We start from the raw sequence: 12,890 nt of genomic DNA, 5'->3' as shown, positions 1-12,890 counted from the left end.
CAAAATTCTCGCCTGATAGGCAATACCCGGGTGAAAGGTCTCGGTGCCGTCTAGGACTTCCAACTCCTCAGTCATATATGCAAATCGAGCCGTGGCTCGGCTATGACACGCTCGCAAGAATGCGATAGACGCTCGCACGCGCAATCCCGAGCTTGCTCGCGATCTCGGTCCCTCCGAGTCCTTGGTCGCGCAGAGAACGCACCTGCGATGCATCTATGGTTTCAAGTGGGGTTGCCCATCCCGCCGAGTACGCTAGGCCCCTGCCGAATATCAGTGGCGGGCACTCTCTCGCGCAAATCTCGCACCGATTATGATCGCCGCGCAGGATCCAGGAAACCTCAATGACGAAAATCGATGAGAAGCTCGAACCCATCCTTGCCGAGGTGCTGCGCCGCAATGCAGGCGAACTGGAGTTCCATCAGGCCGTCATTGAGGTAATGGAAAGTCTTGGCCGTGTGATTGCCAAGAAGCCCCATTATGCCGATCACGCCCTTATTGAGCGACTGTGCGAGCCTGAGCGCCAGATCATTTTTCGCGTGCCGTGGGTCGATGATGCCGGGCAGGTACAGATCAACCGGGGCTTTCGCGTCCAGTTCAATTCGGCCCTTGGCCCCTACAAAGGCGGCTTGCGTTTTCACCCTTCGGTGAACCTGGGTATCATCAAGTTCTTGGGCTTTGAGCAGATCTTCAAAAATGCACTGACTGGCTTGCCAATCGGTGGCGGCAAGGGCGGTTCGGACTTCAATCCGAGAGGGCGCTCGGAAGGCGAGATCATGCGCTTTTGCCAGTCGTTCATGACCGAGCTGCAACGTCATTTGGGTGAGTATACCGACGTGCCCGCTGGCGACATTGGCGTAGGCGGGCGAGAAATCGGGTATCTCTTCGGCCAATTCAAACGCTTGACCAACCGTTACGAGGCCGGGGTACTGACTGGGAAAGGACTGGTCTACGGCGGCTCGCGTGCCCGCACTGAAGCCACCGGCTTCGGCGCCACCTATTTCGTTTCCAGCATGCTCGCCACAAGGAGCATGGATTTCGAAGGCCGCAAATGCGTCGTATCGGGGTCCGGCAACGTGGCGACCTATACAATCGAGAAGATCCGGCAGTTCGGCGGCATCGTCATCGCTTGCTCTGATTCCAGCGGCTATATTATTGATGAGGATGGCATAGACCTCGAACTTCTGAAGGAAATCAAGCAAGTGCGTCGAGAGCGCATTTCCCAATATGTGCAAATGAAGGGCGCGGGTGCCCGGTATGTCGAAGACGGGTCGATCTGGGATGTTCCCTGCGAAGTAGCCATGCCCTCGGCAACTCAAAACGAACTGACCGGCAAGGATGCAAGCACGCTGGTCAAGAACGGCGTGATAGCGGTCGGGGAAGGCGCGAACATGCCGTGTACGCCAGAGGCGGTACGAATATTCCAGGGAGCAGGCGTACTGTTCGGACCGGGCAAGGCAGCAAATGCCGGCGGCGTTGCGACATCGGCTTTGGAAATGCAGCAGAACGCTTCACGCGATAGCTGGAGCTTCGAGAAGACTGAGGAACGCCTCGCCGGAATCATGCGCAACATTCATGACAACTGTGCCGAAACTGCCGAGGAGTATGGCGCGCCAGGTGATTACGTCCTGGGTGCCAACATCGTGGGGTTTGAGCGTGTAGCTGCCGCCATGACAGCCTTTGGGGTCATATAGGTTCTGGATCGGACGGGCAGACCGCGCTGGCGATGCGTTTCGGGATTCCCTTGAGCTATCTTCGCGCGACTAGTTGCGGCGGGTGTAGCTCCCTTACCGGGTACAGGAGACATCCCAAACAACGCCTGCTACCGGACCGCCATGAGAAGATTATTGATGGGGGTCGGCAAAGCCGATCTGGCGATTGATTTCGGAACAGCGAATACCCGTGTGGTGACGTCAGGTGGCGGGGTGCTGTTTGACGAGCCATCACTCTGCTGTTTCGCGGGTGACATATCAGGGGGCGAGCTCATTGCTGCCGGAACGACGGTCAGATCCATGGTCAACCGGACTTCAGGTGCACTGAGGATTGTCCGGCCCCTTCATCGCGGGGTCCTCAGCGATATTGCAGCGGCTCGCGATTACCTGGCTTACGCCGTGCGATCGAGTGTCGGCCAGCGCCGACTTCGTTCATTCCGCGCCGTCATCGGCGTACCGGCTGACGCGACTGGTGCAGAACGCGGCGCGTTGCTGACGGCGGCAAAGGATGCTGGACTGGGATCGGTTGAATTGGTGGCCGAACCGCTCGCAGCCGCCATTGGTGCTGGGCTTTCGATTGACCGACCGCAGGGTTGCATGATCATCGAGTGCGGTGCGGGTGTCACTGAAGCCGCCGTTATATCGCTCGGTGGTATGTGCGAAGCTGCATCAATTCGCGGGGGCGGGAATGCCCTTGACGCGGCGATTTCCGATTATCTCCATATCAGGCACAAGTTCCTCGTTGGCGCGAACACGGCAGAGCAGGTCAAATGCGACCTGGTCAGAATTCTGGAGAACGGGACGAGCGCAAGTGTTGAAGTTTCGCTCAAGGGGCGGAGCCTTGTCACTGGGCTTCCAGGAGCAATGACGATTTCTGCCAATGAGTTGGCCCCTGTGGTTGAAAAGCAGATTGCCGAGATCGCCGACATGGTCGTCGCTCTGCTGGCGCGGGTCACCCCGGAATTGAGCCGGGACATTTACGGTTCCGGGATTATCCTAACCGGCGGCAGTGCGGCCATTGGACTGGTCGGCAAGGCTGTTGCAGACGCGACGGGACTGAATGTGTCAGTGGCTGACAACCATCCGCATTGCGTTGCGTTGGGGCTTCAAAGAGGACTTGCGCACTGAATCGCGCAGCGTCGATGCCTGCCTTTGACTTGCTATCAGATAAGGGCCATCAGCGAACAATGTTCATGCTTGCCAACCAGCAGCACTATTGCTGCCACGGAAACTCGCTTCTCGTAGGCACCTAGCCCCGGGCAACGACTTCTCGACCGGCGCGCTGTCCGGGGCAACCATTTCACATTCCAAGTTTCCTAGCGCAATTTTTGCGCATTACACCGCCTGTTCGGTGCCGAAGGAGTTTTCCAGATGACTACCAATCGCAAGGGCCGTGCACGGCCGCCCATCCAAATCCGCGAAACCGATGCTGAAAGGATCAGCAATCTCGTGCTCGACAGGAAGGAACACATGCCGGGAGTCGCCGACCTGCTTCTCGCAGAGATCAGCCGTGCCAAACTGGTGGACGATGCCCGCCTCCCTCCAGACGTGGTGGCGATGCAATCTACCGTTACATTCGTCGATGAGGCGAGCGGTGTCGAACGGACATTGCAACTGGTCTATCCGCATGATGCAGATATCGAAGCCGGCCGCATCTCCATCATGTCCCTGGTCGGAGCTGGACTACTCGGCTTGCGCCCCGGTCAGGCGATCTCCTGGCCTAACCGGGTTGGCGAAGAGCGGCCCTTGCGTATCATCGAGGTCACGCAGGGATGAAAGCCTACGGTTTTTCCGCTGCACCCGATCTTCCCTTCGGCGCAGATGCGTGAACCGCCGTTTAGGCAAGCACGGGTGGGATTGGCGGTCTGTCCAGCAGGCCGGAGCAAGTCGTTCCGGCCTGCCGGGTGGTCGATTGCACCGGCTGGCACCGTGGTCGTTTTTCACCTTTCTCCGACCGGGTAAGCCTCCAAACGTGGGAACCAGCGTGACAGCTCGGAGAGACGGCACCAATTTCTATTGATGGAGTAAGGCGATGTCCTTGAAGTATGTAGTTAAGCGTGGCGCCAACAGAGGTGCGGTTCTGACGCCCCACCGACACAAGGATGGAACGTTCGTGGCCAGCCCGGACCGGTTCAAGGAATCGCAGCGGCGTTACGCGACAGCTAAAGAGGCCTGCGATGCGGCTCATGCGAATGGTTGGGGCATTCGCATGTCGGCTGCCGGCAAAGCGCCAGCCAGCCTGATTCGACCGGAAAAGTGTGATCCATCCGGAGAGCAGCTGTGACCCGCCACGGCCCCTTGCATGCCGTCGCTGCTGGCAGGGCATGAGCGATGATTTGCAGGAACTGGCAGCGCAAGACTGATCCGGGATCCTGGCCTCTGAGGCAGTGCCAACCCGGACATCTTGGTTCTGGGCATGAGTAAGGAAATACTCAGGCTGAAGCGGTGAGGAATGGCCTTTTCGACGATGTCGCGTTCAAGGGCATTCCGTTTATTTCATATCCAGTCTCCTGACGCATGGTTTGAGTAACAATTCTATTACAAATGCCCGGGAGAAGTGGGAGTGTTTTGAGGCGCGAAGATGTCATCAAGTCATGACGGCAAAGAAGGCGCATTTAGGAAGTGCAGCCATTGGGTCGGTAGCTGACCGGCAGGTTCCGGGAGCGATGCTGGGTTGCCTGACGTTCAAGGGACTTCATCGGTCATCTACCGCTTTGCATGTTAGTTCAGCTTTTCTGCCCATGGAGCGGTAGGGACCATTGCACGCTGGAACAGTTCGGACGCCGTCAGAAGCTCCAGCCATTTGCGCACTGCGACTGGTGCGCGGGTTGCGAACCAGTCTGCATCTACTGCAGCGAACTGCCTAACAAACGGAAACAGCGCGATATCGCTAAACCCACGCGTTGCGCCGCCAAGATAGTTCTGTCCCGCCAGCCGCTCATCCAGGTCCGCCAGCAATACTAGTCCCGCTGCGCGATGCACCAGCGGATCGGCACCGTATCGGTTGGCATATTTGTAGCGGTCGAGATGATGTTTGAATGCGCTGTCAAAAATCTCGATCAAACCCGCGTCAATGTGCGGCAGCCAAAGCTCGGGGTCGTGCTGCGCCAATGCCCAGCGCATGATGTCGATACTTTCGTCAATCACCGTCCCGTCCGGCAGCACGAGCACCGGAACTGTTCCCTTGGGTGACGCAGCGAGCATGGCGGGCGGCTTATCGCGCAACAGCACCTCGCGATGGGTATAGGCTATCCCGCTTGCCAGCATCGCCATCCGGGCCCGCATTGCATAGGGACAGCGACGAAAGCTGTAGAGGATGGGGCTATCCGGCACTGCGGGCACCGTAGCCGAACGCGGACGCCCGACCAAATCGCATGCTCATCCCCTCGTCGTTTTCGTATATGCTTACCCAAGAATTGCAGCACATGCTTGTCCGCGTGGCGCTATCAACGGCATTCCAAGCAGGTATCCCTGCGCTTCCTCGCACCCCTCATCGCGAAGGAGCTGCAACTGGCCCTCTGTCTCCACACCTTCTGCCAGCACAGGAATGTCAAGACTGCGACCCAGCCCCAATATGGCACGGATGATAGCGCGAGCCTGGCCGCTTTGTTCAGCCCCCAAAAGAAAAGACTTATCGATCTTTATCTTATCGAATGGAAAAGAGTGGAGCGTGTCGAGCGAGGAATAGCCAGTTCCGAAATCGTCCATAGCGATGCGGATGCCGAGGTTCTTGATGCGACGGAGGATGTGGAGCGCACGCACTTTGTCAGTAATGAAGGCTGTCTCGGTGATTTCAAGCTCCAGACGGCGCGGCGGCAGCCGCATTTCCAGTAGGATCGACGCAATCGTCTCGGGAAGGTCTGGCTGCATAAGTTGAACTGAAGAAAGGTTGACGGCGATTCCGATTTCTTCATCCCATTGCGCAGCCTCTGCACAAGCCTGGCGTAAAACCCATTCGCCGATCCTAAATATCTCGCCGGTTTCTTCAGCCAAAGGAATGAATTCATCGGGAGAAATTGACCCTAGTCGAGGATGGGTCCAGCGGAGAAGCGCTTCATAACTGACAATCTTGTCGGATTGCAGCAGTTTTTGCGGTTGGTAGGCAACATGAAATTCGGATCGGTCGATCGCCTGACGAAGGTCGTTGGCGAGCTGACGCCGGTATCTTGCGTGCTCATCCATCCCCGATTGGTAAAAACATATTTGTTCGGTTGGACTTGCTTTGGCACGATACATTGCAAGGTCGGCGTTATTGAGCAACGCATCGCGCGATTGGGCATCGGCAGGATAAACTGCAATGCCAAGGCTAGCCGCAACCTGGAAGAGTGGCATATGCCCATGTCGGGGTGATGAGCATCCTTCAATTCGGGCGACAAAATCATCCAACTGCGCCTGGCTGTCAAAAATTTTCGCTACTACAAACTCATCGCCGCCAATTCGCGCTGCGCATTCTTCGTCCTCCAGTGCATCGGTTAAAGATAGAGCAAACGAGCGTAGCACGTCGTCACCAGCCCCGTGGCCATGGATGTCATTGATTTCCTTAAACCGGTCGATATCAATTGCTACCAAAGCGACGCGGCGATTGCGGAGGCCGGCATTTTCGATCTCCCGATCCAACCAGCGGGTGAATTTGCTGCGATTGGGGAGGCCAGTCAGTCCATCATGATGGGCCAAGTATGCAATCTGCGCCTCCGATCGACAGCGTTCGGTAATGTCTTCGTGCGTGCACACCAAGCCGCCGTCAGGCAGTGACCTGCTTGAAATCGAAATCGCGAAATTTTCATTGAATTCATGGATTAGCGGGGAAGGATTATCGCCAACAAGAGTTTGGCGAAGCATGTCGCAGGCTGCTGCCAGACGTTCCTCGGACACTTCAGTTCCTGTTCGCGCTTCGAGCGATATTCGCGCAAGTTCTGTCATGCTCATGCCTGGTAAAAAACTGTCCGGCGGCAGTTTCCATATCTGCGCAAAGCGACTGTTATGAAGTATCAACCTTTCGTCGGCGTCGAAAAGGCAAAGCCCCTGATGCATATGCTCGAGCGCGGCATCCAAATGACGGCGCGCTTCGTTCATCTGATCCTGATTATCCTTGAACTGAGTCATATCGCGAGTGATCTTGGCATAGCCGATCAGGCGTCCTTCCTCGTCCGCTACACGCTCGATCGTAACATGGGCCCAAAAGCGAGATCCATCCTTGCGTAATCGCCAGCCTTCCCCCGTATATTTGCCCGAAGCTTTTGCATGAGCCAGCGCGCGCTTGGGCCCGTCACCAGCGCGCTCTTCGTCGGTATAGAAGCGGGAGAGGTCTAGTCGGCCAACGACTTCGTCGGCACCAAAACCTGTGAGGCGTTGCGCGCCCATGTTCCAGTTGGCGACGCGACCGTTGCTGTCCAGCATATAAATGGCACAGTCGGTTATGCCCATCACCAATGCGGAGAACTGGCGCTCGCTGACTATGATCACCGCCGCCGTTTGGCGGTATAACCACCAACTCGCGATGCATAAAGCAAGCAACGCCAGAGAAACCGCGGTGACGACGCCAGCCATCGTTTGTGGGGAAAGCAACAGGAGGCCTTCCGGCATGCGTTCGGGGACGAGACTGATTGCAGCAACACCGGTGAAGTGCAGGCCGATCACAGAGCCAGCCAACAGAATGGCACTGGTAACCCCGCTCAACCTATCTCGGCGGCCCGCTGCAAGATGTAGTGCAGGGATCAGCGGCGCAATCGCCAAGGCCACTGAAGCCGCGACATAACGCCAGTCCCAAATTATCCTAGCCGGCATTTCGAGCGCAGCCATCCCCGCATAGTGCATGACCGCAAATCCGCTGCCCGTGACTACGGCAGCCACAGTCGTAGCCGCAACCGATTGCCTCCTTACAAGAAATGTAAAAGCGCCGGTTGTCGTCGCCAAGACAATGGCAAGGGAACCTAAGGTCAGAACGGGCCGGTAGCCGATCACCACACCTGGATCGTATCCCAGCATGGCAATAAAATGCGTCGACCATATCCCGAAACCGGTTGCGATCCCTCCCAGCGCTGCCCACTTGTGGAGTGGTGCTATTCCGTGTCGAGGAGTCTGGCGCACCATCAGCACCGCAGTCGACGTTGACAGTAGACAAATGATCGCTGCCAGCACGACGAGGCGGAGATCGTGGTCATCTCGTAGGCAAGCAAAGATATCGAACAATGGGCGGCTCCTATTGAGCTCTATTGTGCCAAAATCATACTTAAGAGAAATTAAACGCTGCCTATGGGTAATGACCCAAGACTGTGTAAATTACTTATAATAAATGATTGCAAATTTTAGACACCTTGTGTTTAGCGCATGCATTTCTGCAGCTGCCCGTTTGATGTTTCGCAGCTCCGAGCAGTTAGTAGCTAGATTGGGTGGCCAGGCATGCGAACCCCAACATTTTGCTGCGTAAAATTTGCCCGCACCTTATGCGCAACTAGGCGCGGGAGGAACGTCCAACCAACTTCGGCACAGCCTTAATGTAAGGTGTTGGGGTGGGTGATCGCAGGGCTAGGGAAGGGATAATCGCGGGTCCGGAGTTCGGTCGGCCAAGCCGATCGTCAAACGGAAGGATCAGTTCGTCTTGGCCGGCGATCATGGCCGAACCGCGCTGCCTTGATTTGGCCTCATACAAAGCCGCATCAGCTTGGCGCAGGATCTCGCTGCGATTGGAAGCCTCTCCCCCAAGCCAGCATGCCCCGATCGTTGCCGACACATTGATTGTGAGCCCATTTGAACAAACAGAGTATTGCAATTCAAATAGAAGCCGACGAAGGAAGCTTGTTATATCTTTTAAGATATGTTGGTTTGAGACTAGCAATACAAACTCGTCCCCTCCAAGCCGTGCTGCGAAGCAGTCCTTAAGATATTCGGCCTTCAGACGTGACGCCATCACTCGAAGAACGTCGTCACCTGCATGGTGACCAAATTTGTCATTGACCGATTTGAAATGGTCCAGGTCAAGCAGTAATATCGCGCAGCGCTCTCTAGAGGATCCGGCGTCCCGGATTCGTTCGTCAGCAAATTCGCTAAATCTCCCGCGATTCGCTATTTGCGTCAAATCGTCGGTTTGCGCGGAGGTTCGGAGCGCCTCCTCCATTGTGAAACGAGCGGTGACATCCTGAAATACACCGATTAGAGCAACCGGCTGCCCGTTCTCCATCTCAATTTCGCCCATGCTTCTGACCCGTCGATAGTGTCCCTGGGCAGTGTTGAAATCTGTCTCCACATCGAACGGCTCGCCGCTCCGTATGGTTTGCTCAAGTGCATTGGTGATTATCATGCGTGCTTTGGGGGGGAAGAAGTCAAGCGCTGCAACGAGCGGCTGGCCGTTGCCTACTGGCAGACCGTGAATCGCATAGGTCTGCTCGGACCATTCAGTTTGATTATCCGCCAGGGTCAGGCGCCAAGATCCCATGTTCGCCATGCGCTCTGCTTGCCGAAGCTGACGGTGCTTTCGATTCAACATCTGAAGGTTGCGACCCCGTTCCTCAGCCAAGCGGACTGCTGCTGTGGAAGACGATCTTGCGGCGATTAGTGCTTCGACCAATTGCGCGAGTTGAACCAGCTGCTTTAAGTCAGCGGGATCGATTTCGCGGGGCTCGTCATCAATCACGCATAGAGTTCCCAATACTGCGCGCGATGACTCAGAGCCAAGCATGTCTGCACGTATCGGAACGCCTGCATAGAAGCGGATGTCGGGTGCACCGGTAACCAGGGGATTGCTGGAAAATCGGCTGTCTTTGCTGGCATCCGGGATGATCATGACACTATCGGAAGCGATCGTGTGGGCACAAAACGCCAGTTCGCGCGGGGTCTGATCCACATCGAGACCGACCTTGGCCTTGAACCATTGCCGATGCTTGTCGACGAGAGAGACTAGAGCGATTTTGCAGCCCACAAGGGACTGTGCGAGTTGGACGATTGCATCGAACTCGCGTTCAGGTGGCGTATCCAGCAGTCCCAAGCTATCCAAGGTCGCAAGCCGCGCATGTTCGAGATTGGCGAGCAGTTCATCCGTTTCAGGGGCAATGATGGTCATCAGTTTTGATAACCCGCGCAGGTTAATTGAGTATCATCTTGCCACCCGTATTAATGCGGTGCATCGCACGAAGGCTGGGTGGATGAGTTCAACCGGGCGAGTCCGCACACCTCCCATGGCTACGCAACCTCGGCGGGGTTCGCCGTCGAACTGGATCAGCAAGGGCCTGCTTCGCCACGCCCTACTAGCTCCGCTGCGCAGCCCAATGTTTCATCCGCGCTCATGCGCAACAAGGCTGCTCGCCACTAAGTCCAGCTGTTGGAAAGCTGATGGTGATTTCACCCCCGCCACATCAGCCTATTGGTGGAGAAGTCCATCCGAAAAGCTCGCGCTGCTGCTTCTAGCACAGCCGGATCTCGATCTGGCGCAGCCGTTCAAGATTGAAGAAAGGAGGCTAATGTCCGTTGAGGCTGTCACGCCGGAGATCGAATCCGAGGAAGACGAGAGGCAGGATCTTGCGTTCGTAGGGTGATAACGCCGTGGTGGTCACCATCGGCAATCCACGCTGCCTATCAATCAGAGTGTTGGATTTGCGCAAGGCTGCGATCAGCGCGATGTCCGGATTGGCCGACTGACCGCAGAGATCTGGCATTTGGAGACAAGTTGCGGTTCGACTGACGGCACCGTTTGAGGAGGTGCGCTGGCGACCTCCCCCGAGGTGACACGTATATCGGGAAAATGCAGATCCTAAGATATATATTTCACCGGGGTATGCTCAAAGCAACGACGAGAGACCAAGCTATGTTGAAACGTATCCCGATTTCGGATGTAGAACTGGGTATGTTCGTGCACAAAATGGAGGGCAGCTGGCTCAAGCATCCATTTTGGAAATTCCGCTTCATGCTGGACGATCCGCAAGTCCTGCAAGACCTCAAATCGAGTGAGCTCGAAAGCGTTATTATCAATACGGCGAAAGGGAAAGACTTCAAACCTACGGCCTCCACCGGCGAATTGCAGGCTGGTGACCGCGGCAGCTTGATCTCCAGGTATAGGGAGCCTGAAGTGAAGCAGAGCGCCTCGCGTGCTGCGTCTCTCAAGAACCGAACTCCGATTGATCTGCAATCAACCGATCCGGTCAGCCTGCAAAACGAGATCGGAAATTCCCAGGTCATCGCTGACAAGGCGCAAATGGAGGTTGGCAAAGTCTTCCTCGACGCACGTCTGGGCAAGGCGATTAACATGCATACGATAGAACCGGTGGTGAAGGATATCTTCGCCTCCGTGCAACGCAACGGGCAGGCCTTCAGCGGGCTTATGCGCTGCAAACTGAACAATGCGTTCGTTTATCGCCATTCCATGGCTGTCAGCGCGCTAATGGTATCGTTGGCCATGCGGATGAAACTGACGCCCAACCAGATCCGCGATGCAGGCCTAGCCGGAATGTTCCTGGATATCGGCACAATGCAACTGCCGCAAGATTTGACGCCGCCCAATGGCGACTTCCGCAATGTCGATCCACAGATCTGGCGAAGGCATGTAGGCTTGGGCCACTTTGCGCTGGAACGTGCAGGCGGAATCACCCAACCTGTCCTCGATGCATGCCTACAACATCATGAGCGGGTGGATGGAACCGGCTTCCCGCAAGGCTTGCCCGGACATGAGATTGCCCAGATCGCGCGGATGGCGGCTATTTGCGATACGTTCGACTATCTGTTGACCGACAGTGACGAAGGCAGGGGACTCGATCCGGCGGCCGCAATCGTCAGACTGCAAGACATGGACGGCGCATTTGACCCGGACATCCTGCGGGCTTTCATCGAATGTATCGGCATCTATCCGGTCGGATCATTTGTCCATCTGCGCAGCAAACGGCTGGCAATGGTGATCGACCACAAAAGCAGCCAGATGACAACGCCAGTGGTCAGGGTATTCTACTCACTCGTCAATCACCAGCGGGTAATCGAGCACACGGTCGATCTCGCGTCTTCTTCGGTCGACGATAAGATCATAGGTGTGGCTGATCTGTCTGGACTGGTCCTGCCAGAAGCAGCTCAATTGAGAGAGTTGATTTTTCTGGGCGCCCATCAGCTTGCTAAGTGACAGCCGCCCCGGGAAATGGTGTGAGTAGCAGCCGAAGCATCAGCTTGTCTCTCGAGTATTCAGCCCATCCCTCAACAGGTGAAACCACTATCGTCCGCAGAAATGAAGGCACCGGATGTTCGCAATCGGGGTCGGCACCTGAAAGGCAGATTTTCCCAATCGCGACGATTTTTTGCCATTCGGCTAGCGACCCCATTGCCGACGTTCAGACCCCTGGATACGGTGGACGGCTATCGACATGGCTCGATCAGGCGCTTTGGGCCAGTATCATCGAACGGCTCCATGATACAGGAGGCAGTGCCGATACAGCTGGTTCGGCAAACAGATAACCCTGCATCAGGACCACCCCGAGATCACGTAGCACGTCATGCTCGCCGGCGGTCTCGATTCCCTCGCACACAGGCTCTATGTCGAGCTCGCGCAGCATCCTGATCGTGTTGCTGACGATCGTTCGCTTGACTCGACTTGTGTCGATCTCGCGGATGAGTTCCATATCCAGCTTGACGATGTCCGGCTGGAATTTGCTCAGCAATCCCAACCCGGCAAAGCCCGCACCGAAGTCGTCGATCGCGGTTTTGAACCCCATTGCGCGATAGGTTCTGAGGATATGTAGGGTGTGGTTGACGTCGATCTCTTCGCTTTCGGTAAATTCGAAGATGATGTTGTTCAACGGGAAGCCGGTCTGCATCGCGGCGGCCAGCGTAACCCTTATGCACGCTCTGGGCTCGTAAACCGCGTTGGGAAGGAAATTGATAGACAGGTTTGCTCCAGCCGAAGCTAATCCGCATGCCGCCGCTTGCTCAATCGCGGTCTTCCGGCAGAGCTGGTCGAAAGCGTATCGATTATCGCTCGAAACCTCGGCCAGAATTGCTCCCGCGCCACGGCCATCCATTCCCCGCACCAGTGCTTCATAAGCGAACACCCGCTCGGTTTCGATGTCGACGATTGGCTGGAACGCCATCGTAATCGGCAGGTCGAAAGCGGCACCATCTCGACAGGCAGCACATGACATCAATGGAATCCCTTCCGCTCCATTGTGCTTGGTATGAATTAAAGTCCTTGAGGGCCACGCCACGTGGCGATAC

Annotated in this window: 10 protein-coding genes; 5 read left to right on the top strand and 5 right to left on the bottom strand. The window is 56.2% G+C overall.

The features are described from left to right. Positions 1-100: 100 nt before the first annotated feature. Positions 101-373, bottom strand: coding sequence for a helix-turn-helix domain-containing protein (locus M3P36_RS05885; protein WP_249702322.1), 273 nt, complete (start codon positions 371-373; stop codon positions 101-103). On the opposite strand from M3P36_RS05885, the gene gdhA reads away from it, so the two are divergent. From gdhA to rnk, 3 genes are all read left to right on the top strand, one after another. Continuing rightward, positions 342-1,691, top strand: a complete 1,350-nt coding sequence (gene gdhA, locus M3P36_RS05880; RefSeq protein ID WP_249702321.1) for an NADP-specific glutamate dehydrogenase — start codon at positions 342-344, stop codon at positions 1,689-1,691. The genes M3P36_RS05885 and gdhA overlap by 32 nt on opposite strands. A 141-nt stretch (positions 1,692-1,832) precedes the next feature. Then, positions 1,833-2,837, top strand: coding sequence for a rod shape-determining protein (locus M3P36_RS05875; protein WP_249702320.1), 1,005 nt, complete (start codon positions 1,833-1,835; stop codon positions 2,835-2,837). A gap of 243 nt (positions 2,838-3,080) precedes the next feature. Then, a complete protein-coding gene (gene rnk, locus M3P36_RS05870) occupies positions 3,081-3,485 on the top strand; it encodes a nucleoside diphosphate kinase regulator (protein ID WP_249702319.1) in 405 nt (134 codons plus the stop codon). 945 nt (positions 3,486-4,430) lie between these two features. Here rnk and M3P36_RS05865 read toward each other — a convergent pair. The 3 genes from M3P36_RS05865 to M3P36_RS05855 form a co-directional block, all read right to left on the bottom strand. Continuing rightward, on the bottom strand, positions 4,431-5,042 hold the full coding sequence (locus M3P36_RS05865; RefSeq protein WP_349630545.1) for a glutathione S-transferase: 612 nt from the start codon (positions 5,040-5,042) through the stop codon (positions 4,431-4,433). A 72-nt stretch (positions 5,043-5,114) separates the two neighbouring features. Continuing rightward, positions 5,115-7,898, bottom strand: coding sequence for a bifunctional diguanylate cyclase/phosphodiesterase (locus tag M3P36_RS05860; protein WP_249702317.1), 2,784 nt, complete (start codon positions 7,896-7,898; stop codon positions 5,115-5,117). Between the two features lie 262 nt (positions 7,899-8,160). Next, positions 8,161-9,765, bottom strand: a complete 1,605-nt coding sequence (locus tag M3P36_RS05855; protein ID WP_249702316.1) for a sensor domain-containing diguanylate cyclase — start codon at positions 9,763-9,765, stop codon at positions 8,161-8,163. Between M3P36_RS05855 and M3P36_RS15315 the strand changes: the two genes are divergently transcribed. After that, positions 9,755-10,237: a hypothetical protein gene (locus tag M3P36_RS15315; RefSeq protein WP_502798364.1), complete on the top strand. Its 483-nt coding sequence runs from the start codon at positions 9,755-9,757 to the stop codon at positions 10,235-10,237. The two genes, M3P36_RS05855 and M3P36_RS15315, sit on opposite strands and share 11 nt — an antisense overlap. Before the next feature lie 269 nt (positions 10,238-10,506). Continuing rightward, entirely contained in the window at positions 10,507-11,805 is a 1,299-nt protein-coding gene (locus M3P36_RS05845) for an HD-GYP domain-containing protein (RefSeq protein WP_249702315.1), read from the top strand. A 247-nt stretch (positions 11,806-12,052) separates the two neighbouring features. Here the strand turns inward: M3P36_RS05845 and M3P36_RS05840 are convergent. Then, positions 12,053-12,890 (bottom strand): EAL domain-containing protein (locus tag M3P36_RS05840; protein ID WP_349630544.1); only part of this gene is annotated, 838 nt, incomplete at its 5' end.

Source organism: Altererythrobacter sp. KTW20L (assembly GCF_023501975.1).
Classification (GTDB): domain Bacteria; phylum Pseudomonadota; class Alphaproteobacteria; order Sphingomonadales; family Sphingomonadaceae; genus Alteraurantiacibacter.
This window is presented reverse-complemented; position numbering and strand designations above follow the sequence as displayed.

Coding starts and splice junctions, on each gene's coding strand:
- gdhA (WP_249702321.1), top strand. CDS start 342: ATGACGAAAATCGATGAGAAGCTCGAACCCATCCTTGCCGAGGTGCTG.
- M3P36_RS05885 (WP_249702322.1), bottom strand. CDS start 373: ATGGGTTCGAGCTTCTCATCGATTTTCGTCATTGAGGTTTCCTGGATC.
- M3P36_RS05875 (WP_249702320.1), top strand. CDS start 1,833: ATGAGAAGATTATTGATGGGGGTCGGCAAAGCCGATCTGGCGATTGAT.
- rnk (WP_249702319.1), top strand. CDS start 3,081: ATGACTACCAATCGCAAGGGCCGTGCACGGCCGCCCATCCAAATCCGC.
- M3P36_RS15315 (WP_502798364.1), top strand. CDS start 9,755: ATGATGGTCATCAGTTTTGATAACCCGCGCAGGTTAATTGAGTATCAT.
- M3P36_RS05855 (WP_249702316.1), bottom strand. CDS start 9,765: ATGACCATCATTGCCCCTGAAACGGATGAACTGCTCGCCAATCTCGAA.
- M3P36_RS05845 (WP_249702315.1), top strand. CDS start 10,507: ATGTTGAAACGTATCCCGATTTCGGATGTAGAACTGGGTATGTTCGTG.